We start from the raw sequence: 25,665 nt of genomic DNA on the forward strand, positions 1-25,665 counted from the left end.
GTCAGTCCTCCCCGAGGATCTTGGGGACGAGGAACCGCTGCTGCTCGGACGCCGGAGCGCCGGCGAGCGCCTCCTCGGGCGTCAGGCACGGCACGACGACGTCCTCGCGGAACACGTTGTTGACCGGGACCGGGTGGCTCATGGCCTCGACGTCGTCACCGGCAGCCTGCTGGACGACCGCGACGTGCTCGAGGATGGCCGGCAGCTCGGCGGCGAAGTGGTCGAGCTCGGCCTCACTGAGGTCGATGCGGGCGAGGCCGGCCAGATGGCTGACGTCGGCACGCGAAATACCCTTGGCGGGCTCAGACATACGGATCCTTGCGGGTGGAGTCGGGGGTACCGATCCATCCTAGTGACCGTGACGAGTCGCTCAGGAGCGGGAGCGTTCGATCAGGGCCTCGATGCCGTCGAGCATGACCTCGAGGTCGAAGCGGTACTCCGCGAACGGGTCGCCGCCCGGCTCGGGCTCGTCCGCGGCGCCCGACCAGGCGACGCGATGGAGCTGCGGGAAGCGGTCCTCCTCGACGACCTCCCGGAGGATCGCGGTGTAGTCGATCGGGTCGGCGCCACCGCCCTTGGCCTGTTGCGCGTCGTACGCCATGCGGGCATCGATCAGGGCATGCGAGGAGATCAGGCCGAGGATGCGCATCTTGTCGCCGTCGTCCAGGCCCGTGCCGTCCAGCGCCTCGAGCCCGACCTCCATCCAGCGCAGGGAGTTGGGGGCCAGCGGCGGCGTCGCCATCGGCATCTGGACGATCCAGATGTTGCGCGTGATGGCCTCGCGCTGCGCCATGGCCCAGCTGAGCAGCCGGCTGCGCCAGGTGTCCCCCTCGAGCTCGAACTCCATGACCCCGTCGGCGCTGGCGTTCCACATCAGCTGGAGCAGCTCGTCCTTGTTGGTGACGTAGCGGTAGAGGGACATCGTCGTGAATCCCACGGCCTTGGCGACGCGGGCCATCGAGACGGCGGCGAGCCCTTCGGCGTTGGCGATGTCGACCGCCGCGGCAACGATGGCGTCGACGTTGAGCCCCGGCTTGGGTCCTCGGCGGCCCACCTCGCGCCGTCCCCAGAGCAGCTCGAGGCTGGGCGGCAGGACGGTTCGGTCGTCGGACTCAGCCATGCCCACACCCTTCCAGATCAGCTCTTGCGGCTTTCAGTGTACGTCATATACAGTTCCGTGTATGACATACACAGTTACCGCCACCGGCCTTCGCAAGGCGTACGGCGACCACACGGTGCTCGACGGGATCGACCTAGCCGTGGAGACCGGATCCGTGTTCTCGCTGCTCGGACCCAACGGCGCCGGCAAGACGACCCTGGTCCGCATCCTCGCCACGTTGCTGGCGCCCGACTCCGGCACCGCGACGGTCGCCGGACACGACCTCGTGACCGATCCCTACGGGGTGCGTACGGTCATCAGCCTCACGGGCCAGTACGCCGCCGTCGACGAGGTGCTCACGGCCGAGGAGAACCTGCTCATGATGGCTCAGCTGAGGCATCTGCCCCGCAAGGTCGCCCGACGACGGGTCGAGGAGCTGCTCGTCGAGTTCGACCTCGTCGCCGCCCGCTCCCGCCGCGTCGGCACGTTCTCCGGCGGCATGACCCGGCGCCTGGACCTGGCGATCAGCATGATCGAGCGACCCGAGCTGCTGTTCCTCGACGAGCCGACCACGGGCCTCGACCCCCGCAGCCGCGAGCAGGTCTGGGGCACCGTCCGCCAGCTCGTCGACGACGGTGTCACGATCCTCCTGACGACGCAGTACCTCGAGGAGGCCGACCAGCTCGCCGACCGCATCGCGGTGCTCGACGGCGGGTCGATCGTCGCCGAGGGCACTGCCGCGGAGCTCAAGTCGACGATCGGCGGCGAGCTGCTGCGCATCGAGCTCGCCGACGCCGAGTCGTACGCCCGCGCGGTCGCCCGGCTCGACCCCGAACGTACGGACGACAGGCTGCTCAGCATCGAGGTGCCGACAGACGGCTCCCCCGGCGAGATCGTCGCGATGCTCGCCCGGCTCGAGCGCGAAGGGCTCGCCGCGCGCAAGGTCACGACGGTGCACCCGAGCCTCGACGACGTGTTCTTCTCCCTCACCGATCGGCCCGCCGCATGACCACCTCAACGACAAGGAACCACACCATGACGCTCTCCACCGCCGTCCTCGACTCCCGCGTCATGGTGACGCGCAGCGTCCGCCGGTCGTTCCGCGACCCCGAGGCGTTCTTCACGGCGCTGATGCTGCCCGTGATCCTGATGCTGCTGTTCGTGTACGTCTTCGGCGGCGCGATGAACACCGGCGGCGACTACGTCAACTACGTCGTGCCGGGCCTGCTGCTGCTGTGCGCCGGGTTCGGCGCCGGCACGACGTCGGTCAGCGTCGCGCAGGACATGAGCAACGGCATCGTCGACCGGTTCCGGTCGATGCCGATCCACGGCTCGTCGGTCATGGTCGGCCACATCGCAGCGAGCGTCGTCCGCAACCTCATCGCCACGGCGCTCGTGATCGGTGTCGCCCTGCTGGTCGGCTGGCGGCCCAACGCCTCACTGGTGGACTGGCTCGCCTCCATCGGCGTCGTGCTGCTGTTCATCCTCGCGATCTCGTGGCTCGCCGCGACGGCTGGGCTCCTGCTCGGCAGCCCCGAGGCGGCCAACGGGTTCTCGATGATCCTGATGTTCCTGCCGTACGTCAGCACGGCCTTCGTACCGGCCGACACGATGCCCTCGTGGATGCGGGGGTTCGCCGAGCACCAGCCGCTCACGCCGGTCATCGAGACGCTGCGGGGTCTCTGGATGGGCACGCCGATCGACGACCAGGCCTGGCTCGCGGCGGCGTGGTGCCTCGGCATCCTGGCCCTCTCGGTGCCGGCGGCAGGCTGGCTGTTCGGGCGGCGCACATCGAGATAATCGCGTTCTCTGACAGGATGGGGTCATGACCGAGCGCCTGACCCAGTTCCGCAACGGCCCCCACACCTTCGACGTCATCGACAGCGGCCCGCTGGACGGGACGCCCGTGGTCCTGCTCCACGGGTTTCCCCAGCGGGCCTCGGCGTGGAACGCGGTCGCCGAGCACCTGCACGCGCGCGGCCTCCGGACGTACGCACCCGACCAGCGCGGCTACTCCCCCGGCGCCAGGCCGAAGTCACGGTTCGCGTACGGCCTGGGCGCACTGACCTCGGACGTCATCGCCCTGATCGACGCGATCGGCGCGCCTCGCGTGCACCTCGTGGGCCATGACTGGGGCGCTGCGATCGCGTGGTCGGTGGCGGCGAACCACCCCGACCGGCTCGAGACGCTGACCGCCGCCTCGGTGGCCCACCCAGCTGCCTTCCTCCGGTCGATGGTGACCAGCAACCAGGCCCTGAAGTCGTACTACATGGCGCTGTTCCAGCTCCCGGTCCTGCCCGAGCGGATGCTGGCGAGCGGACGAGCCGACTCGATGCTGCGCGGCAGCGGCATGACCCGCGAGATGGTCGAGCGGTTCCACACCGAGATCGTCGGCCACGGCGCGCTGCGCGGCGGGCTCGGCTACTACCGCTCGATCGTCCGGGCGTCGGCGGGACGGATCGGCACCAAGGTCACGGTGCCCACGACGTACGTGTGGAGCGACGGCGACGTGGCACTCGGCCGCAAGGGCGCCGAGATCAACCACCGCTGGGTCACCGGCCCGTACGAGCTCAAGATCATCGAGGGCGCGACCCACTGGCTGCTCGACGAGCGACCGGCCGAGCTGGCCGACAGCATCATCAAGCGGGTGGGCATCTAGGCTCGTCGGCATGCCTCCGCAGAAACCTCAAGACGTCGGACCGTGGGACCTGCTCGCGTTCGTGTGCGAGCTCGCGATGATCGTCCTGCTCGTCGCGGCGGGCCACGGCATGGCGGGCGGCTGGAAGGGCTGGGCGCTGGGGGCGTTCCTCGCCTTCGTCGCGATCGGCATCTGGGCGCAATGGATGGCGCCGACGTCCGACAAGCGGCTGGTCAACCCGACCCGATTCATCGTGCAGGTCATGCTGTTCGTGACGGTCGCCCTCTACGCGGCCGCCGGCGGTCTCGTCTGGTGGGGCATCGGCTTCGCCATCGTGGCCATCACCGCGTTCGCGGCTCGCATCCGTTCGGACCCCTGAGCGTACGACTCAGAGCGGCAGCGACCGTACGCTCCGGAACCGTCGTTCGGTGCCGTCGAACGGGTCCGTGAGCTCGAGCTCGGCCGCGAGGAGCTGCAGCGGACGACTGAAGTCGTCGACCGCGATGTCGCGCACCGTCGGGTAGAGCGGGTCGTCGACGATCGGGATGCCCAGGCCGTGCAGGTGCAGGCGCAGCTGGTGGGTGCGGCCGGTGCGGGGCGTGAGCCGGTAGACGCCCTGGTCGCCGATCTGTGACTCCAGCTCGACCAGCGTCTCGGCGTTGACGGGTGCGTCCGGCACGACCTCGGCCTGCCACGTGCCGCGGCGCTTCGTGACGTGGTTGCTCACCACGACGGGGAGCTCGAGGTCCGGACGCACGGGTGCCAGGGCCCGGTACGTCTTGCGGACCGCACCCTCCTGGAACAGCGTCTGGTAGGCACCCCGCCACCGCCGCTCGGTGGCGAGCAGCAGGAGGCCCGACGTCACCCGGTCGAGCCGGTGCAACGGCGACAGCTCGGGCAGCCCGAGCTCGTCCCTGAGGCGTACGACGACGCTCTGCCGCACGTGCCGGCCGCGCGGGATCGACGACAGGAACGCCGGCTTGTCGACGACGACCAGCCGCTCGTCCCGGTGGATCACGTGGAGCTCACCGGGCACGTCGGCCTCGTCGGGCAGGTCGCGGTGGAACCACACGAACGTGTGCGGCGCGTACGCGTGCTCCTCCCGCACCGCCTCGCCGCTGTCGTAGACGAACCGCTCGTCCGCCAGCATCCCGGCGATGTCGACGCGTTCCGGCAACCGGTCGCGCAGCCACGCGCCCATCGTCGGCCACGGATCGGGCCGCGGGAGGCCACGGTCAGGCGTACGCACCCACGCAGCGCCGAGTCCGTGACGCGGCGGCAACGGTGAGCGTGGAGGCACCTCTCGATGCTACGGGGGCCGCGATCCGGTCAGGAATCAAGAAGCGCGGCACCCCGCGGCGAACCTACGCTCGCCGGGTACCCATCACAGAGAGGCAGCACCATGACGCAGACCCAGTCGTACGAAGGATTCACCGAGGAGGAGCGCGCGGCGATGAAGGAGCGCGCCGCCGAGCTCAAGAAGTCGTCACGCGGCGGGGCGGCGGCCAAGAAGGCCGCCGCCGACGACCAGGACGCGCTCGACAAGATCGCCGAGATGCCCGAGGCCGATCGCGTCATCGCCGAGAAGCTGTACGCCATCGTGCGTGACACGGCCCCCGACCTGGCGCCCAAGACCTGGTACGGCATGCCGGCGTGGGCGCGGGACGGCAAGGTCGTCGTGTTCTTCAAGCCCGCGGCGAAGTTCAAGGTCCGCTACGCCGAGGTCGGGTTCAACGAGTGGGCCCATCTCGATGACGGCGACATGTGGCCGACGGCGTACGCGGTGGTCGCGATGAACGCCACCATCGAGCAGAAGCTCACGGCGCTGGTCGAGAAGGCCGCCGGCTGACTGTCACACGTTCGGGCTCGCGTACGTCAAAGGTGCATTCGAGTCAGATTTCTGCGGGAGGCATCTCATGAGCACGACCCTTGACACACTCCGCCGCGAGTTCAGCGGTGACATCATCGAGCCCGGCGACACGGCGTACGAGCTGGCCAGCCGTACCGTGCTGGCACAGGGCACTCCGGCGTACGTGCTGAGGCCGGCGACCGTCGCCGACGTCCAGGCCGCCGTGTCGTTCGCCGGCGCCACCGGGCTCCCGGTGGCGGTGCGCGGCGGCGGCCACAGCTTCCCCGGCTTCGGGACCAACGCCGACGGGGTCGTCATCGACCTCGGGCGCCTCGCCGACGTGGAGGTCATCGACAAGGAGCGCCACGTCGTACGGATCGGCCCCGGTGCGACATGGGGGCAGGTCGCGGACACCTTGGCGCCGCACGGGTTGTCGATCTCGTCGGGCGACTCCCGGAGCGTCGGCGTCGGTGGGCTGACGCTGGGCGGCGGCATCGGCTGGAAGGTCAGGAAGTACGGGCTCGCGCTCGACAACGTGATCGCCGCAGAGGTCGTCATCGCGACGGGCGAGGTCATCCGTGCCAGCGCCGAGGAGGTCGACGAGCTGTTCTGGGCGATCCGCGGTGGTGGCGGCAACTTCGGCGTCGTGACCGCGCTGGAGTTCGCTACGCACGAGACCACCGACGTGTTCTTCGGCCGGATCGCGTTCCCCGCAGCCGAGGCTGCGACGGTCCTCCAGGGCTGGGCGGCGTACCTGCGCTCTGCTCCCGACGACCTCACCTCGACGGTCGAGCTCGCCAACCCGTTCGCCGGAGGACCCGAGGCGCCGGTCGTCGTGCGGGTCGTCTTCGACGGCGACGACCCGGCCGCGGCCGCTGCGGCGATCGACCCGATCCGCGGGCTCGGCACGGTGATCGAGGACGACGTGGCGCTGGTGCCGGTCGGCGCGACGCTCGAGGAGGGCATGGTCCCGCCGCCGGGCATCCGGATCGTGACCCGCAGCGGGTTCGTCGACGAGGCGTCCGTGCCGGACGTGCTCGGGATCCTTGCCGAGACGGGTGCCGTCGAGGGTTCCCCCGTCATCGCCATCCGCAGCGTCGGTGGTGCGGTGGCGCGGGTCGACGACGATGCCACGGCGTACGCGCACCGGCAGGCGGAGCTGATGTTCGCGACGACGATGGTGGGGCCTGAACCGGTCATCGCCGCCCGGCGACCCGGCTTCGACGCCACTTGGGCGAAGCTCGCTCCGCACGTCAGCGGTGCGTACGGCAACTTCCTGTCGTCAGCGTCCGAGGCTGATGTCGATGCGGTCTACCCGTCGGAGACGTACCGGCGGCTCCGGGCGGTCAAGCGGGAGTACGACCCCGGCAACCTGTTCGCCGGCAACCACAACATCCGCCCCTAGGCCCCGCTGAGCGTGACGAGTTGCAGGCTCGCCTGGGCGTGTCGCCTGCAGCTCGTCACGCTCACGGCTGGTCAGCGCGCGTGAGCGGTGAGGCAGTCGGGGTTGAAGACACGGGTGGTCGAGGGCGGATCGCTCGCCAGCCGCAGCGCGGAGGGAACCGGCCGGCGTACGAGCTCACCGCCGCAGTTGGGGCACACACCGCGGAGGACGTCGTCGGCGCAGTCGCGGCACCACGTGCACTCGTAGGTGCAGATCAGGACGTCGGTGGACAGCGGATCGAGGTCGCGATCGCAGCACTCGCAGTTGGGGCGGATCTCCAGCATGCGACCAGTATGGCTGGTCAGGCCGGCTCGGGCGGGCCGTTGGCGATGAGCTCCTCGAACCCCTCCTCGTCGAGGATCGGGACGCCGAGCTGCTCCGCCTTGTCGGCCTTGGACCCGGCATTCTCGCCCACCACGACGTAGTCGGTCTTCTTGGACACCGACCCCGACGCCTTGCCGCCGCGGGCGATGATCGCCTCCTTGACCGAGTCACGGGTGAACCGCTCGAGCGACCCGGTGACCACGATCGTGAGCCCCTCGAGGGTGCGCGGGATCGACGCGTCGCGCTCGTCCCGCATGCGTACGCCCGCCTCGCGCCACTGCCGGACGATGTTGGCGTGCCAGTCGACGGCGAACCACTCGACGACGGCCTCCGCGATCGTCGGGCCGACGCCGTCGACGGCCGAGATGGTCTGGACGGCGTCGTCAGCCCCCACGACCTCCTCGATCGCCTCCATCGAGGCGAAGTGCGTCGCCAGCGCGCGGGCCGCGGTCGGCCCGACGTGCCGGATCGACAAGGCGACGAGGACGCGCCACAGCGGTTGGGTCTTGGCCTTCTCGAGGTTGTCGAGCAGGGCAAGGCCGTTGGCACTCAGCACGCGTTCGCCGACACCGTCGGCGAGCTCGGCCTTCTTGGCGAGCCGGGTGTAGAGCGGGACCTGCAGCAGCTGGTCGGCGGTCAGCGAGAACAGCCCGCCCTCGTCGACCAGCACGCCGGCGTCGAGGAGTGCGGTCGCACCCTCCCAGCCGAACACCTCGATGTCGAACGCGCCGCGCCCGCCGACGTGGGTGAGCCGCTCGCGCAGCTGGGACGGGCACGAGCGGGTGTTGGGGCAGCGGATGTCCTTGTCGCCCTCGCGGCTGGGCGCCAACGGGGTGCCGCAGGACGGGCACTCCGTCGGCATGACGAACTCGCGCTCGCTGCCGTCGCGGAGCGCCACCACGGGCCCGACGATCTCGGGGATCACGTCACCGGCCTTGCGCAGCACGACCATGTCGCCGATCAGCACGCCCTTGCGCTTGACCTCGTGCTGGTTGTGCAGCGTCGCCATCTCGACAGTCGACCCGGCGACCCGGATGGGTTCCATGACGCCGTAGGGAGTGACCCGGCCGGTGCGGCCGACGTTGACCCGGATGTCGAGGAGCCGGGTGTTGACCTCCTCTGGCGGGTACTTCCAGGCGATAGCCCACCGCGGTGCCCGCGAGGTCGAGCCGAGCCGGCGCTGCAGGTCGACCTGGTCGACCTTGACCACGACGCCGTCGATCTCGTGGATGACGTCGTGGCGGTGCTCGCCGTAGTAGTCGATGAACTCCTCGACCGCCTTGAGGTCGGGCAGCACCTTCGCGCGATCGCTGGTCGGCAGGCCCCACGCCTTGAGCGCGTCGTAGGCCTCGCTCTGCCGCTTGGGCGTGAATCCTTCGCGATAGCCGAGACCGTGGCACACCATCGACAGCGGCCGGCTCGCCGTGACCGACGAGTCCTTCATGCGCAGCGTGCCCGCAGCGGCGTTGCGGGGGTTGGAGAACGGGGTCTTGCCGGACTCGGCCCACGCGGTGTTGAACTCCTCGAACTCCTTGGTCGGGAAGAACACCTCGCCGCGCACCTCGACATAGGCGGGGATCGGGTAGTCCTTGGTCGCCGTGAGCCGGTGCGGGATGGCCTTGATCGTGCGGACGTTGGCGGTGACGTCCTCGCCGACCCGGCCGTCGCCGCGGGTGACGCCACGGGTCAGCACGCCGTCCTCGTACGTCAGGGAGATCGCCAGCCCGTCGACCTTGAGCTCGCAGAGGAACTCGGCGTTGTCGACGCCCTCGCGGAGGATGCGGGCGTGCCAGCTCTCGAGCTCCTCGATCGAGAACGCGTTGTCGAGGCTGTAGAGGCGTTCGCGGTGCTCGTAGGCCTCGAACGTCGACGAGATCATGCCGCCGACCTGCTGCGTCGGCGAGTCGGGCGTGCGGAGCTCGGGCAGCTGCTCCTCGAGACCCTCGAGCTCGCGGATCAGCTGGTCGTAGTCGTAGTCGGAGATGACCGGTGCGTCGTCGCGGTGATAGCGCTGCCGATGCTCCTCGATCGTCTCGGCGAGCTCCTTGTGCCGCTGCCTCAGGTCGTCGTCGGTCGCCATGGCTCGACTTTATCGCCGCGGGGGGACACTCGGCGCGGCGGAGAGGCTGTCGCCTAGGCTCACCGCATGAGATTCGTGGTGCTCCTGATCGTGGTGTCGACGGTGGCGGTCTTCGTGCTCCAACGGTTCATCGTGCGGCTCGCGACGAAGGCCCGCACGACCGAGCGCGTCCTGGCCGACGGCAAGCCCACGACGGCCGTCGTGCTCGACACGTACGACACCGGCTCCCGGGTCAACACCATCTATGTCATGGTCCGTCTGACCTTGCGGATCGAGGACGCCGAGGGCGTGCCGGGGTTCGAGACCACGACCGTCGCGCCGATCAGCCCGGTCAAGCTGCCGGACTTCGCGATCGGCCGCACCATCAAGGTGCGCGTCGACCCCGCGACCAAGGACGTCGCGATGGACCAGCCCCAACGCTGATCAGCCGGCCGCGACGCGCTGCGCCAGCACCAAGGCCTGTCGGGCCCATGCGGGCGAGGCGCCGGCCAGGCCGCAGGTCGGCGTGACGACAAGCCGTGCGGCGTACGCCTCCTCGTCGAACCCGAAGCGGCCGAAGAACGCCGCGATGCGGGTGACCAGCGCCTTGTCGGTGACACCAGCCGTGTCGGTGGAGGGGACCACGCCGAGCCACAGGTCGACGCCCTGCTCGAACGACTCCGCCCAGATGTCGTCGGGCCGGGCGAGCGACAGGTCGGACGAGATCGCCGTGAAGCCCGCGCCTGTGAGCAGCTCGACTGGTACGTCCGGCGCGCACGAGTGCACGACGGGGCGTGCCCCGGCGCCGGAGATCGCCTCGGTGACGAGGCGCAGCAGGGCGTCGGCCTCCGGCGGGTGGACGCTGCGGTGACGCGAGAACCCGCTGGCGGTCGGTATGCCGCCGGTGAGCACCGGGACGATCGACGGCTCGTCGACCTGCACCACGAGCTCGGCCTGCGGGAAGCGGCGACGCGCGTCGGCGACGTGCGCGCGGAGGCCCTCGGCGAGTGACTCGGCGATCTCTCGCCGGGCACCGTGGTCGGCGAGCATCTTGTCGCCTCGCGGTCGCTCGACGGACGCCGCGAGGGTCAACGGGCCGGTGACCTGGAGCTTGAGCAGACCTTCGTGCGTACCGGCGAGCTCCTCGGCGACGTCGAGGTCCTGCGCCAGCAGCGATCGCGCCCGGCGCTGGTCGGCGCCCTCCCCCACGCCGACGCGCCAGCCGTCAGGCTGCAGGTCGGCCTCGAGGCCCTCGAGCACGGCGAGCGTACGACCGATCATCCCGGCGTGCACGCCTCGCGCAGGGAGCTCCGGCACGTAGGGGAAGTCGCCGACCTCGCCCATGACGAGGCGGAGCGACTCGGCGAAGTCGGTGCCCGGCATCGAGCCGATGCCGGTGGCGATGCTCATGTGGTTCCTTCGTCTGATGGTGGAGCGGTGAGTAGGTCGCCTGTCGCGCGTGGCGGCGGTGGGCTGGTTGGCTGTACGGGCCCCGGATGGGCGACCAGGTCACCGCCCCAGGCGAGGATTGACGACTAACCCACCGCCACGCGGGCGGTACGACTGATGGTGGCCGAGCCGACGACGCGAGTGCCGTCGTAGATGACGCAGGCCTGGCCCGGGGCGATGCCGCTCGCCGGATCGTGGAGGTCGACGCGTACGTCGGAGCCGGAGACGTGCACCGTCGCGCGATGCTCGTCGCCGTGCGCGCGCAGCTGCACCGTGCAGTCGAGCGACCCGGCCGGAGGCGCACCGCACCACAGCGGCTTGATGCACTCGAGCGCGTCGACCGCGAGCGACTCCCGCGACCCCACGGTGACGGTGCCGCTGACCGGCTCGATGTCGAGCACGAAGCGCGGCTTGCCATCGTCGGCCGGGATGCCGAGCCGGAGCCCGCGCCGCTGGCCGATCGTGAACGCGTAGGCCCCGTCGTGCTCGCGCAGCACGGTGCCGTCCTCGTCGACGATCGTGCCCGGCTTGGGGCCGAGCTTCTCGCCGAGCCAGCCGGCGTTGTCGCCGTCGGGGATGAAGCAGATGTCGTGGCTGTCGGGCTTGGTCGCGACCTGGATGCCGCGCCGCGCCGCCTCGGCGCGTACGACGTCCTTGGTCGTGTCGCCGAGGGGGAACAACGAGTGCGCGAGCTGCTCCTGGGTGAGCACGCCGAGCACGTAGGACTGGTCCTTGCCCATGTCGATCGCGCGATGCATCTCGATCGTGCCGTCCGCGGCGGTCTCGAGCTGCGCGTAGTGACCCGTCGCGACGGCGTCGAAGCCGAGCGCCAGGGCCCGGTCGAGCACCGCGGCGAACTTGATCTTCTCGTTGCAGCGCAGGCACGGGTTGGGCGTACGCCCGGCGGTGTACTCGGCGATGAAGTCGTCGACGACGTTGTCGGCGAACTCCTCGCTCATGTCCCACACGTAGAACGGGATGCCGAGCTGGTCGGCGGCGCGGCGGGCGTCGCCGGCGTCCTCGATCGAGCAGCAGCCGCGCGCTCCCGAGCGGTACGACCGGGGGTTGCGGCTGAGCGCCAGGTGCACGCCCGTGACGTCGTGACCGGCGTCGACGGCGCGTGCGGCGGCGACGGCGGAGTCGACCCCGCCGGACATCGCGGCGATGACCCTCATGACCCGCCCCTGACCAGCGAGGCCCTCTGCGCGCGCTCGTGCACGGCGGGCAGCGCCTCGATCAGCCGGTCGACATCGGCCTCCGTCGAGGTGTGGCCGAGGCTGAACCGCAGCGACCCACGGGCGGCGACGTCGTCGTAGCCCATCGCCAGCAGCACGTGGCTGGGCTGCGGCACGCCGGCCGCGCAGGCCGAGCCGGTCGAGCACTCGATGCCCTGCGCGTCGAGCAGCATCAGCATCGCGTCGCCCTCACAGCCGGGGAATGTCACGTGGGCGATGTTGGGCAGCCGGTGGTCGGGGCCGGGCTCGGGATCGCCGTTGACGATCGCGTCCGGGACGACCCGCACGATGCCCTCGACGAGCCGGCGCCGCAGCCCTTCGATGCGCTCGACGGTCTCCGCCTGGCGCCCGACCGTGACGTCGACAGCGGCGGCGAACGCGGCGATCAGCGGGACGCTGAGCGTGCCGGACCTCAGGTCGCGCTCCTGGCCACCGCCGTGCAGCAGCGGTGTCGCCTCGAGCTCACGGCGGAACAGCAACGCACCGACGCCGACCGGACCACCGAGCTTGTGCGCCGTGACCGTCATCGCGTCGAGCTGGCTGGCGGCGAAGTCGAGCGGCACGTAGCCGGCGGCCTGCACGGCGTCGCTGTGCACCGGGATGTCGTACGCGCGAGCGATGCCGACGACCTCGGAGACGGGCTGGATCGTGCCCATCTCGTTGTTGGCCCACATCGTCGTGACCGCGGAGACCGAGGCCGGGTCACGCTCGACAGCAGCACGGAGCTCGTCGAGCAGGATGCGGCCGGTCGTGTCGACGGGCGTCATGTCGATCTCGGCGCCCTCGTGCTTGGCGAGCCACGTGACGGGGTCGAGCAGCGCGTGGTGCTCGATCGAGCTGAAGACGATGCGGTTGCGGTCGGGGTCCTGGGCGCGCCGCGACCAGTAGAGACCCTTGATCGCGAGGTTGTTGGCCTCGGTGCCGCCGGAGCAGAACACGACCTCGCTGGGCCGCGCGCCGAACCGCTCGGCGATCAGCTCGCGCGCCTCCTCGACCGTGCGGCGGGCATCGCGGCCGGAGGCGTGCAGCGACGACGCGTTGCCCGTGCGGGCCAGCTCCTCGGCCATCACGGCGATCGCCTCAGGGACCATCGGCGTCGTCGCCGCATGGTCGAGGTAGGCCACTCGCTCGAGGTTGTTCATCGCTCAACAAGCGTAGCCCGGTGACGCACGTCCCGTGCCCGCCGTCCGGACGCACGACCGGCGCCGCCCGTGGAGGGCGACGCCGGTCGTGGCAGGGCGAACGGCTACTTGCCGCCCTCCTTGAGCGTCACGTCGATCGGCTTGTAGTTCTTGCCGTCGACGTCGACCCCTTCGGCCTTGAGCTCCTTGAGCGCCGCATCCACGTACGTGTTGGAGTACGCCGACGCCGGAGGCGCCTTGGAGATGATCGTCGCGCCGGTCTCGTTCTTGGTGCCGAGCGCGATGTCGACGGTCTGCTTCCAGGCCGCCTCGTCGATCACGCCGACGCCGTGGGTCGAGGGCCAGATCAGCTTGTTGACCTCGTTGGTCATCCAGAGCTGGTGGCTCTCGCCGAGCTGCGAGCCCGCCGCCGTCACGATCTTGGCGGCTTCCGCCGGGTTGTCGCGTGCGTAGACCCAGCCCTTGATCGACGCCTTGATGAACTTGGTCGTCTGGTCCGCGTACGCCTTGTCCTTCAGCTTGTCGGTCTGCGCCCAGATCGCGTCCTGGAGCATCGCGGTGCCGACGTCGTTCCAGTCGATCACGTTGAGGTCGTCGGGCGTGTAGAGCTTGCCGGTCTTGGGGTTCTTGGTCTCCAGCACCTGGGCGTACTCGTTGTAGGTCATCGCCTGGGCGGCGTCGATGTCACCGGCGAGGAAGCCGTTCATGTCGAACGCCTGCTGCACGAGCTTGACGTCCTTGACCCCCACGCCGTCCTTCTGCATGCCGGCGAAGAGCTCCCACTCGTTGCCGAAGCCCCAGCTGCCGACCTTCTTGCCCTTGAGGTCGGCCGGGCTCGTGATGCCCTTGTCCTTGAACGAGATCTGCGTCGTCGCGCTGCGCTCGAAGATCTGGGCGACGTCGGTGATCTTGGCGCCCTTCTCGATCGAGCCCAGGACCTTGGGGACCCACGAGATCGCGTAGTCCACGTCGCCGGCCGACAGCACGTCCTGCGGCACGATGTCGGCGCCGCCCTCGACGATCTCGACGTCGAGCCCTTCGTCCTTGTAGTAGCCCTGGTCGACGGCCGCGTAGTAGCCGGCGAACTGTGCCTGGGGCACCCATTGGAGTTGGAGCTTGACCTTCGTCAGGTCACCGCTCGCTGAGTCGCCGTCACTGTCGCTCCCGCCCCCGCAGGCGCTCAGGACCAGCGATGCCGCAGCCACCATGGCGGCGACCCTTGCCCACTTCCGCATGTTGCGCTTCATCGATTCTCCTTGTTGGTGGTGCTGCAGGCCGTCCGTGGGTCACGGACGGACGATCAGGGGGTCGAACGGTGTCGCGTGAAGAACATCTCGACCGCGAGGGCGGCGCAGTAGAACACGAGGCCGAGCACGATCGCGCCGAAGACGTACGCCCAGGCGAGGGCGTAGTTGCTGCTCGCGGCCGACGAGGTGATCGACTTGCCGAGACCGCCGATCGGACCGCCGAAGTACTCGGCGATCAGCGCGGAGATGACCGCCAGCGACGAGGCGACGCGCAGGCCCGTGAAGACGTACGGCGCGGCGGTCGGCAGGGTCACCGCGAGCTGCTGCTGGCGGGCCGAGGCCGCGTAGACCCGCATGAGGTCACGGTGCACGGGACGCACCTGCCTCAGGCCGCGCAGCGTGTTGATGTAGACCGGGACGATCACCGCGACCGCCGCGACGATCTGCCGGGCGGTCTCCTTGTCGGCGCCGTACATCGTGTAGAGCACCGGTGCCAGCGCGACGATCGGCATGACCGCGAGGGCCGCGACGAGTGGCGCCACGATCGTGTCGAAGATGCGCCACACGCCGGCGATGATCGCGCCGAGGATGCCGACCAGGGCGCCCACGACGAGCCCGATCAGGGCGTTGAGGCCCGTACGCGCCGAGCCGTCGACGATCGATCCGACGTTGTCGGTGATCTCGTGCCAGATGTCGGTCGGCGTCGGCACGATGTACTGCTCGATGCCGAACCCGTCGACGACGCCCTGCCACAGCCCGAGCATCGCGACGCCGAGGACGATCGGCGCGACGACGGTGCGATAGGCCGATCCGCGTGCCAGCGCCCGCTCGGGGATCGTCGCCGTCGTGGCGCTCATCGGGTGTCGACTCCCCGCGCACCGGCGACTGGTACGCCGTGGAGCGCCTCGCGCACCTTGGCCACGCCGCGGAAGAACGCCTCGTCCTCCCGGAGCGAGTCGTCGCGCTCACTGGGTCCGCCCAGGCTGACGTCGATGACGTCGGTGATCCGGCCAGGTCGCGGCGACATCACGACGACGCGGTCGGACAGGAACACCGCCTCGGGGATCGAGTGCGTCACGAACACCACGGCGGCCTGGGTCTCGGCGCAGATGCGGACGAGCTCGTTCTGCATGCGTTCACGGGTCATCTCGTCGAGCGCGCCGAACGGCTCGTCCATCAGCAGCAGCTTGGGGCTCTCGGCGAGCGCGCGGGCGATGGCGACGCGCTGCTGCATGCCGCCGGACAGCTGGTCGGGATAGTGCCCGGCGAAGTCGGTCAGCCCGATCAGCTCGAGCAGCTCCGACACCCGGGCCTTGCGCTCAGACCGGCCGGCGCCGTGCAGCGCGAGCGGCAGCTCGATGTTGCCCGTCACCGTCTTCCACGGCAGCAGCCCGGCCTGCTGGAACGCGATGCCGTAGTCCTGGTCGACGCGGGCCTGGCGGGCCGGCTTGCCGAACACGCTGAGCTCGCCCGAGGTCGGGGTGTCGAGGTCCGCGATGAGCCGCAGGAGCGTGCTCTTGCCGCAGCCGCTGGGCCCGATCAGCGACACGAACTCGCCCGGCGCGACGCTGAGGTCGACCGACTCGAGCGCCGTGACGGATGCACCCTTGCGACCGCCGAACGTACGGCTGACGCCGCTGACCTCTACGGCTGGCTTGATGTCGTTCACGCGGGGATCTCCGAACGTCGATAGGGCTTGAGGGCGAGGCCGAGCAGGCCGACGAACGCGGCGGCCACCAGGCCGACGGCGATCGCCGCGAAGATCGGCGCCCAGGGCTTGGCCGGGTCGCTGCTGGCGGACTGGGCGTACTCGATGATCAGGCGGCCCACGCCGCCGCGCAGGCCGATCGAGACCTCGGCGACGACCGTGCCGATGACCGCCGACGCCGCCGCGAGGCGCAGCGCCGGCAGCAGGAACGGAACACTGGCCGGCAGCCGCAGGCTGAACAGCGTGCGCCACCAGCCGATCCCGTACGTGTGCATGAGGTCGACGTGGGTCGCGTCCGGCGCCTTGAGGCCGCGCAGCACGCCCACGGCGACCGGGAAGAACGCGAGGTACGCCGCGATGACCGCCACGGAGTGCTCGCTCTGCCACTCGAACCCGCCGATCGTGATCTGCGAGCCCCAACGGCGTACGAGCGGGGCGATCGCGATGAGCGGCACGGTCTGGCTCAGCACGATCCACGGCAGGACGGCCGCCTCGGCGATCGTGAAGCGCTGCATGACCAGCGCCAGGGCGAACCCGACGACAACGCCGATGATCCACCCGAACGCCGCGATCCTGAGCGTGAACAAGCCGGCGTCGAGCACGGTCTGCCACATCGTGTCGCCGATCGTGCCGATGACCGGGTCTGACAGTCTCGAGAACATGTCCCACACGTGCGGCATCGCGATGTCGGACGAACGTGGCAGCACCGTCGTGCCGCCGATGACGACGCCGGTGTCGGGGGCGACCGCCTTGTAGGCCTCCCACACCCCGATCACCGCGGCGATGCCCAGGGCACCGAGAGCCAGGCGCCCCAGCGGCGCGCTACGTCGGGTCACGCCTTCGCCGTCACGTGCTCGCGGATCTGCGGGATGACCGACTCGCCGTAGACCCTGAGGGTCTCCTCCTTGTTGTCGTGCTGGAGGTAGCCCGCGAACTGCGTCACGCCGACCTCCTGGAGCGCCTTGAGCTTGGCGACGTGGTCCTCGACGGTGCCGAGCAGGCAGAATCGGTCGACGATCTCGTCGGGCACGAACTCCGCGTGCGTGTTGCCGGCGCGGCCGTGCTCGTTGTAGTCGTAGCCCTCGCGACCCTTGATGTAGTCGGTCAGCGCCTGCGGCACCGAGCCGTCCGCCCCGTACTTCTCGACGATGTCGGCGACGTGGTTGCCGACCATGCCGCCGAACCAGCGGCACTGATCGCGCATGTGCGCCCAGTCGTCGCCGATGTACATCGGCGCGGCGATGCAGAACTCCAACGAGTCGGGGTCACGGCCGACGTTGGCCGCCGCGTCGCGGACGGTCTGGATCATCCACTTCGTGATGTCGACGTCGGCGAGCTGCAGGATGAACCCGTCGCCGACCTCGCCGGCGGCCTTGAGCGCCAACGGGCCGTACGCCGCGATCCACACCTCGAGCGACGTGTTCGTCGTCCACGGGAACCGCAGGGTCGAGCCCTTGTAGTCGACCGCGCGGCCGCTGCCGAGCTCGCGGATCACGTGCGTCGCCTCGCGGACCTCCTTGAGCGTCGACGGCTTGCCGTTCGTCACGCGTACGGCCGAGTCGCCCCGGCCGATGCCGCACACGGTGCGGTTGCCGTACATCTCGTTGAGCGTCGCGAACACCGACGCCGTGACGGTCCAGTCACGCGTCGCCGGGTTGGTCACCATCGGGCCGACGACGATCCGCTTGGTCTCGGCGAGGATCGCGCTGTAGATGACGTAGGGCTCCTGCCACAGGATGTGGCTGTCGAACGTCCACACGTAGTCGAAGCCGTGCGCCTCGGAGAGCTTGGCGAGCTGCACCGTGCGCCACGCGGGCGGGTTGGTCTGGAGTACGACTCCGAAATCCATGGTCAGCCTTCTGCTAGATGAGGTACTGGGACAGGTCGCGCTTGACGAACTGGCCATGGCCCTTGGTGCCGACGTACGCGTTGTCGTCCACGACGACCGTGCCGCGCGACATGACGGTGTCGACGTGCCCGTCGATCTCGAAGCCCTCCCACGCGGAGTGGTCCATGTTCATGTGGTGCGTCTTCTCGTAGCCGATCGACGTGTGACCGTTGGGGTCGTAGATCACGATGTCGGCGTCGGCACCGGGCGCGATGACGCCCTTCTTGCCGTAGAGGCCGAACATCCGGGCCGGCGTCGTCGAGGTGATCTCGACCCACCGCTCGAGCGTGATCTGGCCGCTGACGACGCCTTGGTACATGAGGTCCATGCGGTGCTCGACGGACCCGATGCCGTTGGGGATCTTGGAGAAGTCGCCCAGGCCGAGCTCCTTCTGGTCCTTCATGCAGAACGGGCAGTGGTCGGTCGAGACCATCTGGATGTCGTTGGTCCGCAGGCTCTGCCACATGTGGTCCTGGTGGCCCTCCGCGCGGGACCGCAGCGGCGTCGAGCACACCCACTTGGCGCCCTCGAAGCCCGGCGCGCCGAGCTGCTCCTCGAGCGACAGGTAGAGGTACTGGGGACATGTCTCGCCGAACACGTTCTGCCCGTTGTCACGGGCCGCGGCGAGCTGCTCGACGGCCTGCTTGGCGCTGACGTGCACGACGTACAGCGGCGCTCCGGTGAGGTTGGCGAGCATGATCGCGCGGTGCGTCGCCTCCTCCTCCATCTGCCACGCGCGGGCGATGCCGTGGTAGTACGGATCGGTCTTGCCCTGGGCCAGGAGCTGCTCGACGAGCACGTCGATCGCGGGCCCGTTCTCGGCATGCATCATCGTCATGAGGCCGGTCTCGGCCGACGTCTGCATGGCCCGGAGGATCTGCGCGTCGTCGGAGTAGAACACCCCTGGATAGGCCATGAACAGCTTGAAGCTCGTGATGCCCTCGTCGACCAGGCCGTCCATCGCCTTGAGCGAGTCGGCGTTGACGTCGCCGATGATCTGGTGGAAGCCGTAGTCGATCGCGCAGTTGCCGCGTGCCTTGTCGTGCCACGTCGCGAGGCCGTCCATGACCTGCTGCCCGTACGTCTGCACGGCGAAGTCGATGATCATCGTCGTGCCACCCCACGCGGCGGCGCGGGTGCCGGTCTCGAACGTGTCGGACGCCGCGGTGCCACCGAACGGGAGCTCCATGTGCGTGTGCGCGTCGATGCCGCCGGGGATGACGTACTTGCCGGTCGCGTCGATCACGGTGTCGACCGTGCGTGCCAGGTCGCTGCCCAGCAGGGTGGACCCGGGCGCCAGCACGCCGACGATGACCTCGCCGTCGACGAGGACGTCCGCCGCGGAGCGGCCCGTCGCGGTGACGACCGTGCCGCCGGTGATGAGTGTGGTTGCCATGAGGCCTCCTTACGGCTTGGCGATCAAGGTGTAGGAGTCGGGACGGCGGTCGCGATAGAACTGCCAGTCGTCGCGCATCTCCTGCACCATGTCCATCTCGAGGTCGCGGACGAGGATCTCCTCGTCGGTGCCCGAGCCCCGCTCGCCGACGAAGTTGCCGCGCGGGTCGATGACCTGGCTCGTGCCGTAGAAGTCGACGGCGAGCTCGCCGTACTCGTTGTCCTCCCGGCCGACCCGGTTGGGCTGGAGCACGAAGTAGCCGTTGGCGACCGCTGCGCACGGCCCCTCGACCTCCCACAGGCGGTTGCTCAGGCCCGGCTTGGTGGCGTTGGGGTTGAAGACGATGTGAGCGCCGTTGAGGCCCAGCTCGCGCCAGCCCTCCGGGAAGTGCCGGTCGTAGCAGATGTACATGCCGATCTTGCCGACCGACGTGTCGAAGACCGGGTAGCCCAGGTTGCCGGGACGGAAGTAGAACTTCTCCCAGAACCGGTCGAGGTGCGGGAGGTGGTGCTTGCGGTACTTGCCGAGGATCGTGCCGTCGGCCTCGACGATCACCGAGGTGTTGTAGTAGACGCCGGTGATGTCCTCCTCGTAGATCGGCAGGATCATGACCATCGACAGCTCCTTGGCGAGCGCCGCGAAGCGCTGCACGATGGGGCCGTCGGCCGGCTCGGCGTAGCGGTAGTACTTCTTGTCCTCGGTGATGCCGAAGTAGGGCCCGTAGAACAGCTCCTGGAAGCAGATGACCTGCGCCCCGTCGGCCTTGGCGTCGCGCGCGAACTGCTCGTGCTTGTCGAGCATCGACTCCTTGTCGCCCGTCCACGTCGTCTGCGTGATCGCGGCTCTGATGACCGTCACTTGGCTTCCCTCTCGCTTGTGGTCCAGATCACAGACCGTCGTAAGGCGCTCACTCTAAGCACGTGGAGGCGGCCCGTCCAGAGATTCTTTGGTACGGACGTTTCATCGGAGCACATTTGTGTAACGTTCGTATGAACGCGATCCGGGGCTCAGTCAGCGTCGTTTCGGGGGCTCCTGACGGCGGACGCGATCCGGTCTGCGAGGACGTTGAGGGCGTCGACGACATCCGGGCTCGCGTCCTCCACGACGAAGTCCTGGCCGATGAGCAAGAGGTTCGTCGCCACGGTGTCGGCCGTGTCGCCGGTGGCTCGCACGCGACACCGTTTGTCGTCCACGGCCTCCACCGGCACGACCGCCGGCAGCCGAGCGCTGACGACATCCGCCGGCGCGGCGACCATGGCGTCGGCCCAGTGCCGCCGGTACATCGCGTCGATGCTCTCAAGCAGTGCTTCGGAGGGCGGCGCGACTCGCGGCTGGAATCGCGCGCCTGCCGGTTGCTTGATGGTCATCCGGTCAAGCCGGAAGTGACGCCAGTCGGCCCGCTCGGGATCGAGTGCCTGCAGGTACCACCGGCCACCGGACTGCACCAACCGGTAGGGCTCGACGTCCCGCTGCGTCGTGTTGCCCTTGCGGTCCGCATAGTCGAACCTGACCCGTCGTCGGTCCCGGCACGCGCCCGCCAGGAACACCACGTCTTCCGGCGCGGTCACCGGCCCACCCCGGCTCGTCGTCTCGGTGAAGTTCCGCAGGGTGCTCATGCGGCCGCGAAGCCGCCACGGCAGCACCTGCTCGAGCTTCACGAGCGCTGTCACCGCGGCTTCACCCACTCCGGCGGTGCCCCCAGCCGCGAGCCGGAGCCCGATCGCCATGGCGACCGCCTCGTCGTCCTCCAACAGGAACGGCGGCAGGGTGCTGCCGGCCTGAAGGGCGTAGCCACCGACCACCCCGGACTCGGACTGCACCTCGTAGCCGAGATCACGCAGCTTGGCGATGTCATAGCGCAGCGTTCGCACGCTCACCCCCATGCGCGCCGCCAGCTCGGGTCCGGGCCAGCGCGTACGCGACTGGAGCAGGTTGAGCAGCTGCAGGAGCCGGGCAGATGGATTCGTCATGGTTTGAAGATTCTCGCGCACTGCGGCAAGGATCTTGCCGCAATCCTTGAAATCCTGGGGTCATGAACCTCACCACACCGAAAACCATCCTCGTCACCGGCGCCACCGGCCAGGTCGGACGCCACCTCGTCTCAGAGCTGCTGTCGGCAGGCCATCGCGTTCGCGCGCTGAGCCGCAATCCAGAGGCGGCCAATCTGCCTGAAGCAGTCGACGTCATCGGCGGAGACTTCGCCGGCGAGCTGCCCGGCGAGCTCTTCAAGGACCTCGATGCGGCGTTCGTCTTCGCGGCAGACGGCGCCCCGTCCTTCGTCGCAGCAGCGGCCGCGGCAGGCGTGCCTCGTCTCGTGCTGCTGTCGTCACTCGCTGCCGCGCTCGAGCACGAACGCGACCGCGGCTCAGTCAGCCAGCTGCACCACTCCGCGATCGAGGAGGTGGTCCGCGAGAGCGGTGTGGCCTGGACGATCCTTCGCCCGGGCACGTTCGCCAACAACCTCCTGACCTGGGCCCAGCCGATCCGCTACACCGGCGGTGTCACAGGGCCGTACCCGACGTCGGCGCAGGCGCCGATCCACGAGGCCGACGTCGCCGCGGCTGCCGCGGTCGTGCTCACCACCGCGGGGCACGATGGCAAGATCTACGCGATGACCGGGCCGCAGGCGCTGACCCGCGTCGATCAGCTCGCCGCGATCGGTACCGCGATCGGGCGGGAGCTCACATTCACCGAAAACACTCCTGAGGAGTTCCGTGCGGAGATGGCTCAGTACGGCGTCGCCGACGGCATCGTCACGATGCTGCTGGACTACTGGTCGGACACCGTAGACCAGCCCGACGTCGTACGCTCGCCAGAGGCGCTCACCGGCCGCCCGGCGCGTACGCTCGCCGACTGGGCGCGGGACCACGCCGCCGACTTCAGCGGGTGAGCTGACCGGGCCCGGTGCGTCGCTGGTCAGATCGGCGACGCACCGGGGCTGAGCGGGCGTGGTCGTGGGCCATCATCGCGACCCCCAGGGACAGCTGTGACGAGGGATCGTCGAGGCGTACGCCGAGCACGTTCTCGATCTGGGCGAGCTTGGCGTAGAGAGCCGGCCGGCTGCGGTGGGCGGTCCGGGCGAGGCGTGACTTGTTGCCGCCGGCAGCGAGGAACTGGCGCAGCAGGTCGAGCAGTCCCCCACCGTGCCTAGCCTCGTACGCCAGCAGCGGATCGAGCTCGGCCTCGACGAACGCCTGGACCCGCGGGTCGTCGTGCAGCTGCGCGATCAGGCCGTGCAGGCGGATGTCGGCCTGCCGGAAGTACGCCGGCCCGGCGGCGAGCGCCTCGTGGGCGACGCGCGCGACGTGCTGGGCGGTCCTCAGCGAGCGGCTCGTCGAGAGCAGGTCCGGCTCCGCGGCGCCGGCGCCGATCGTGACCGGGTCGAGTGCCGGGCCGGCGCGCATGGCGTCGGCGAACGCGGTCAGCACCGCATCCTCGGACGTACGGGCCGGCACCGCCAGCAGCAGCACGATCTGGTCGTCACCGAGGACACCGGCGATGGCGGACTGCCGTGACGCGACCAACGCCCTGGAGACGCGTTCGCCGAGTCGGCGCTGCGCGCGGTGCCGGGTCGCTGCCTCGCCCGCCGGCACGTCGATCTGGACGGCGGCACCCACGTACGCCGTGCCGGGCGCGAGACCGAGGGCCCGGGCGCGGGTCAGCGCGGTCGAGGCGTCGGCCAGCCGTCCCTCGAGGAGCTCGGTCAGAAAGCCGCCCTGCGCCTGCAGCTGCACCGACTGCTGGTCGCGCTCGATCATGCGGGACAGCTCGACGGCCTGGGCCACGCGCTCGACGAGCATGCCGAGGCGTTGCTGGTCGGCCGTCGGGTTGGGCACGACCAGGCGGCCCCACTCGTGCCCGTGGGTGCCGACGCCCGTCGTGAGCCATCCCTCCAGCCCGGCGAGACCCGTGCCCTCGCGCCTGGGACACAGCCGCGATCGGCGCTCCCAGTCCGCGAGCAGCCCTTCGGCCGGGCGCCCGATCGCGTGGAATGCGACGACCCGCCGGTTGAGGTCCTCGAGCACCATCGACGAGCCGGCCATCTCCGCCCCGGCGCGTACGAGCTCGTCGATGCCGGCACCCTCGAGGCTCAACGCGGTGAACGTCTCGTGCACGTCCTGCGCGAAGCGTACGAAGTCGAACCGGTCCGCGACGATGCCCCGATGGACCTCCTCGGTGATCAGCACGAACCGCGCCTGCCGGTGCAGCACCACGAGCGGGAAGTCCCGGGCGCGGGCCAGGTCGAGCACCGCGGGAGGTACGGCCGGCAGGTGCTCGCCGAGCTCGACGATCAGGCCCGCGGCCCCGGCCTCGACGAGCGCCGAGACGTAGTCCACCGCCTCGTCGGCCGAGCCCCGCATCGCCAGACCGGTCGACAGCAGCAGCTCGTCGCCCTCGAGCAGGTCGGCCACCTCGCGCACCTCGCTGACGTGCACCCACCTGACGGGCCGGTCGAGCCGGGCGGCACCGGCCAGCACCTCGGGCTCGCCCGCCTGCACGGCCGGACCGGCCAGGATCGAGCGGATCGTGGGGATCATCTGCGGAGTCTAGTTGACACTGTGTAAGGCGAACGAGCGATCTGGCGACATGTCGTCCATTGCCCCTGGCGGCGCCGAGGCGGAGGATCGGCAGCATGAGCGAAAAGAACGTCATCGGGCACTGGCTCGACAACAGCATCCACATCGGCAGCTCCGGACGCTTCGGCGACGTGACGAACCCGGCCACCGGTGAGGTCACCGCGCAGGTCGCCTTCGCCGACGAGGCGGACGCCGCGCGCGTCATCGCCGCCGCCAAGGCCGCCGCCCCGGGCTGGGCCTCGGCATCACTGACGACCCGCACCAAGGTGCTGTTCCGCTTCCGCGAGCTGCTCAACGAGCGCAAGGAAGAGCTCGCCGCGATCATCACGTCCGAGCACGGCAAGGTGCTCTCGGACGCGCTGGGCGAGGTGTCGCGCGGGCTCGAGGTCGTCGAGTTCGCCTGCGGCATGCCGCACCTGCTCAAGGGCTCGCACTCCGAGGGCGTCTCGACCGGCGTCGACCTGCACTCCAAGCGCCAGCCGCTCGGCGTCGTCGGGATCATCAGCCCGTTCAACTTCCCGGCCATGGTGCCGATGTGGTTCTACCCGATCGCGATCGGCGCCGGCAACACCGTCGTCGTGAAGCCCAGCGAGAAGGACCCATCGGCCGTGCTGTGGACCGCCGAGCTCTGGAAGGAGGCCGGGCTCCCCGACGGCGTGTTCAACGTGCTCCAGGGCGACAAGGTCGCCGTCGACGCACTCCTGGACTCCCCCGACGTCAAGTCGATCAGCTTCGTCGGCTCCACGCCGATCGCCCGGTACGTCTTCGAGCGCGCGAGCCAGGCCGGCAAGCGCGTGCAGGCCCTCGGCGGCGCCAAGAACCACATGCTGGTGCTGCCCGACGCCGACCTCGACCTCGCGGCCGACGCCGCGGTCAACGCCGGCTACGGCTCCGCCGGTGAGCGTTGCATGGCCATCAGCGTCGTCGTCGCCGTCGGACCGATCGCCGACGACCTCGTCGACCGGATCGCGTCGCGTACCAAGACCTTGCGCATCGGCGACGGCACGCGCGGCACCGACATGGGACCGCTCGTCACGCTGGCTCACCGCGATCGCGTCGCCTCGTTCGTCGAGGCCGGCGACGCTGCTGGCGCCAAGCTCGTGATCGACGGCCGCGAGTCGCCCGTCGACGGCGAGGACAACGGCTTCTGGCTCGGGCCGACGCTGTTCGACCACGTCACGCCCGACATGAGCATCTACACCGAGGAGATCTTCGGCCCGGTGCTCAGCGTCGTCCGCGCCGAGACGTACGACGAGGCCGTCGAGCTGATCAACGCCAACCCGTACGGCAACGGCGTCGCGATCTTCACCAACAACGGCGGCGCCGCCCGCAAGTTCGAGGTCGACGTCGAGGTCGGCATGATCGGCGTCAACGTGCCGATCCCCGTGCCGATGGCCTACTACTCGTTCGGCGGCTGGAAGAACTCGCTGTTCGGCGACACGCACGCGCACGGCGTCGAGGGCATCCACTTCTTCACGCGTGGCAAGGTGATCACCAGCCGCTGGGCCGACCCGGCGGTCTCGCCGACCGGAGGCCTCGAGCTCGCCTTCCCCACGCATGATTGACGGGGTCGAGGCCGCCCGCAGCCGAGCGCCACGTCAAGGTTGAGC

General features: G+C 69.8%; 26 protein-coding genes. 9 read left to right on the top strand and 17 right to left on the bottom strand.

The annotated features are described in order from the left end of the window. Position 1: 1 nt before the first annotated feature. Positions 2 to 310: an Asp-tRNA(Asn)/Glu-tRNA(Gln) amidotransferase subunit GatC gene (gatC, locus tag ASE12_RS05495; RefSeq protein WP_056207740.1), complete on the bottom strand. Its 309-nt coding sequence runs from the start codon at positions 308 to 310 to the stop codon at positions 2 to 4. A 60-nt stretch (positions 311 to 370) separates the two neighbouring features. Beyond that, complete coding sequence (locus tag ASE12_RS05500; RefSeq protein ID WP_056397960.1) at positions 371 to 1,120, bottom strand: TetR/AcrR family transcriptional regulator; 750 nt, start codon at positions 1,118 to 1,120, stop codon at positions 371 to 373. Between the two features lie 61 nt (positions 1,121 to 1,181). On the opposite strand from ASE12_RS05500, the gene ASE12_RS05505 reads away from it, so the two are divergent. Genes ASE12_RS05505 through ASE12_RS05520 form a run of 4 tightly spaced genes read left to right on the top strand, consistent with a single transcriptional unit; the run spans position 1,182 to position 4,116 of the window. Next, positions 1,182 to 2,108 (top strand): ATP-binding cassette domain-containing protein, encoded by a 927-nt coding sequence (locus ASE12_RS05505; protein WP_056397963.1) that lies wholly within the window; start codon positions 1,182 to 1,184, stop codon positions 2,106 to 2,108. A 26-nt stretch (positions 2,109 to 2,134) separates the two neighbouring features. Further along, on the top strand, positions 2,135 to 2,899 hold the full coding sequence (locus ASE12_RS05510) for an ABC transporter permease (RefSeq protein ID WP_056397965.1): 765 nt from the start codon (positions 2,135 to 2,137) through the stop codon (positions 2,897 to 2,899). A gap of 25 nt (positions 2,900 to 2,924) precedes the next feature. Next, positions 2,925 to 3,758 (top strand): alpha/beta fold hydrolase, encoded by an 834-nt coding sequence (locus ASE12_RS05515; RefSeq protein ID WP_056397967.1) that lies wholly within the window; start codon positions 2,925 to 2,927, stop codon positions 3,756 to 3,758. Between the two features lie 10 nt (positions 3,759 to 3,768). After that, the gene (locus ASE12_RS05520; RefSeq protein ID WP_056397973.1) at positions 3,769 to 4,116 is read left to right on the top strand and encodes a YrdB family protein; all 348 of its coding nucleotides are present in this window, start codon (positions 3,769 to 3,771) and stop codon (positions 4,114 to 4,116) included. A gap of 9 nt (positions 4,117 to 4,125) precedes the next feature. On the opposite strand, the gene ASE12_RS05525 is transcribed toward ASE12_RS05520, so the two are convergent. Beyond that, complete coding sequence (locus ASE12_RS05525) at positions 4,126 to 4,938, bottom strand: pseudouridine synthase (RefSeq protein ID WP_200955080.1); 813 nt, start codon at positions 4,936 to 4,938, stop codon at positions 4,126 to 4,128. Positions 4,939 to 5,139: 201 nt separating this feature from the next. Here ASE12_RS05525 and ASE12_RS05530 point away from each other — a divergent pair, with 201 nt between their 5' ends. Both ASE12_RS05530 and ASE12_RS05535 read left to right on the top strand, forming a co-directional pair. Then, positions 5,140 to 5,586: an iron chaperone gene (locus tag ASE12_RS05530; protein ID WP_056397979.1), complete on the top strand. Its 447-nt coding sequence runs from the start codon at positions 5,140 to 5,142 to the stop codon at positions 5,584 to 5,586. A 67-nt stretch (positions 5,587 to 5,653) separates the two neighbouring features. Continuing rightward, positions 5,654 to 6,991 carry an FAD-binding oxidoreductase gene (locus tag ASE12_RS05535; RefSeq protein ID WP_056397982.1) on the top strand — a complete coding sequence of 446 codons (1,338 nt, stop codon included), beginning with the start codon at positions 5,654 to 5,656 and terminating at the stop codon, positions 6,989 to 6,991. Positions 6,992 to 7,062: 71 nt separating this feature from the next. Here the strand turns inward: ASE12_RS05535 and ASE12_RS05540 are convergent, their stop codons facing one another. Together ASE12_RS05540 and ligA are read right to left on the bottom strand one after the other, a co-directional pair. After that, positions 7,063 to 7,314, bottom strand: coding sequence for a DUF1272 domain-containing protein (locus tag ASE12_RS05540; protein ID WP_056397985.1), 252 nt, complete (start codon positions 7,312 to 7,314; stop codon positions 7,063 to 7,065). Positions 7,315 to 7,331: 17 nt separating this feature from the next. After that, positions 7,332 to 9,434 carry an NAD-dependent DNA ligase LigA gene (ligA, locus tag ASE12_RS05545; RefSeq protein WP_056397988.1) on the bottom strand — a complete coding sequence of 701 codons (2,103 nt, stop codon included), beginning with the start codon at positions 9,432 to 9,434 and terminating at the stop codon, positions 7,332 to 7,334. A 66-nt stretch (positions 9,435 to 9,500) separates the two neighbouring features. Here ligA and ASE12_RS05550 point away from each other — a divergent pair, with 66 nt between their 5' ends. Continuing rightward, complete coding sequence (locus ASE12_RS05550; protein WP_157412820.1) at positions 9,501 to 9,857, top strand: hypothetical protein; 357 nt, start codon at positions 9,501 to 9,503, stop codon at positions 9,855 to 9,857. Here the strand turns inward: ASE12_RS05550 and ASE12_RS05555 are convergent, their stop codons facing one another. From ASE12_RS05555 to ASE12_RS05605, 11 genes are all read right to left on the bottom strand, one after another. Further along, on the bottom strand, positions 9,858 to 10,823 hold the full coding sequence (locus ASE12_RS05555; RefSeq protein WP_056397993.1) for a methionine synthase: 966 nt from the start codon (positions 10,821 to 10,823) through the stop codon (positions 9,858 to 9,860). It lies immediately after the preceding gene. A 125-nt stretch (positions 10,824 to 10,948) separates the two neighbouring features. Then, the gene (mnmA, locus tag ASE12_RS05560; protein ID WP_056397997.1) at positions 10,949 to 12,037 is read right to left on the bottom strand and encodes a tRNA 2-thiouridine(34) synthase MnmA; all 1,089 of its coding nucleotides are present in this window, start codon (positions 12,035 to 12,037) and stop codon (positions 10,949 to 10,951) included. Beyond that, positions 12,034 to 13,239: a cysteine desulfurase family protein gene (locus ASE12_RS05565; protein ID WP_200954968.1), complete on the bottom strand. Its 1,206-nt coding sequence runs from the start codon at positions 13,237 to 13,239 to the stop codon at positions 12,034 to 12,036. The genes mnmA and ASE12_RS05565 overlap by 4 nt, the downstream gene beginning before the upstream one ends. A 104-nt stretch (positions 13,240 to 13,343) precedes the next feature. Further along, positions 13,344 to 14,486 carry an ABC transporter substrate-binding protein gene (locus ASE12_RS05570; protein WP_056397999.1) on the bottom strand — a complete coding sequence of 381 codons (1,143 nt, stop codon included), beginning with the start codon at positions 14,484 to 14,486 and terminating at the stop codon, positions 13,344 to 13,346. A 53-nt stretch (positions 14,487 to 14,539) separates the two neighbouring features. Beyond that, complete coding sequence (locus tag ASE12_RS05575; protein ID WP_056398002.1) at positions 14,540 to 15,343, bottom strand: ABC transporter permease; 804 nt, start codon at positions 15,341 to 15,343, stop codon at positions 14,540 to 14,542. Then, positions 15,340 to 16,155, bottom strand: coding sequence for an ABC transporter ATP-binding protein (locus tag ASE12_RS05580; RefSeq protein ID WP_056398005.1), 816 nt, complete (start codon positions 16,153 to 16,155; stop codon positions 15,340 to 15,342). The genes ASE12_RS05575 and ASE12_RS05580 overlap by 4 nt, the downstream gene beginning before the upstream one ends. Continuing rightward, positions 16,152 to 17,030, bottom strand: coding sequence for an ABC transporter permease (locus ASE12_RS05585; protein ID WP_056207794.1), 879 nt, complete (start codon positions 17,028 to 17,030; stop codon positions 16,152 to 16,154). Before ASE12_RS05585 ends, ASE12_RS05580 begins: the two co-directional genes overlap by 4 nt. After that, positions 17,027 to 18,043, bottom strand: coding sequence for a TIGR03842 family LLM class F420-dependent oxidoreductase (locus ASE12_RS05590; RefSeq protein WP_056398008.1), 1,017 nt, complete (start codon positions 18,041 to 18,043; stop codon positions 17,027 to 17,029). Before ASE12_RS05590 ends, ASE12_RS05585 begins: the two co-directional genes overlap by 4 nt. A 13-nt stretch (positions 18,044 to 18,056) precedes the next feature. After that, positions 18,057 to 19,478, bottom strand: a complete 1,422-nt coding sequence (gene hydA, locus ASE12_RS05595) for a dihydropyrimidinase (protein WP_056398011.1) — start codon at positions 19,476 to 19,478, stop codon at positions 18,057 to 18,059. 9 nt (positions 19,479 to 19,487) lie between these two features. Then, positions 19,488 to 20,336 (bottom strand): nitrilase-related carbon-nitrogen hydrolase, encoded by an 849-nt coding sequence (locus tag ASE12_RS05600; RefSeq protein WP_082582100.1) that lies wholly within the window; start codon positions 20,334 to 20,336, stop codon positions 19,488 to 19,490. A gap of 149 nt (positions 20,337 to 20,485) precedes the next feature. Continuing rightward, positions 20,486 to 21,448: a YafY family protein gene (locus ASE12_RS05605; RefSeq protein ID WP_056398014.1), complete on the bottom strand. Its 963-nt coding sequence runs from the start codon at positions 21,446 to 21,448 to the stop codon at positions 20,486 to 20,488. 62 nt (positions 21,449 to 21,510) lie between these two features. On the opposite strand from ASE12_RS05605, the gene ASE12_RS05610 reads away from it, so the two are divergent. Next, complete coding sequence (locus ASE12_RS05610; protein WP_056398017.1) at positions 21,511 to 22,368, top strand: NAD(P)H-binding protein; 858 nt, start codon at positions 21,511 to 21,513, stop codon at positions 22,366 to 22,368. Here the strand turns inward: ASE12_RS05610 and ASE12_RS05615 are convergent. Continuing rightward, entirely contained in the window at positions 22,358 to 24,016 is a 1,659-nt protein-coding gene (locus tag ASE12_RS05615) for a PucR family transcriptional regulator (protein ID WP_056398022.1), read from the bottom strand. The genes ASE12_RS05610 and ASE12_RS05615 overlap by 11 nt on opposite strands. A 95-nt stretch (positions 24,017 to 24,111) precedes the next feature. On the opposite strand from ASE12_RS05615, the gene ASE12_RS05620 reads away from it, so the two are divergent. Continuing rightward, complete coding sequence (locus ASE12_RS05620; RefSeq protein WP_056398027.1) at positions 24,112 to 25,620, top strand: CoA-acylating methylmalonate-semialdehyde dehydrogenase; 1,509 nt, start codon at positions 24,112 to 24,114, stop codon at positions 25,618 to 25,620. Positions 25,621 to 25,665: the final 45 nt, after the last annotated feature.

Origin of the sequence: Aeromicrobium sp. Root236 (genome assembly GCF_001428805.1) — a bacterium.
Lineage (GTDB): Bacteria > Actinomycetota > Actinomycetes > Propionibacteriales > Nocardioidaceae > Aeromicrobium.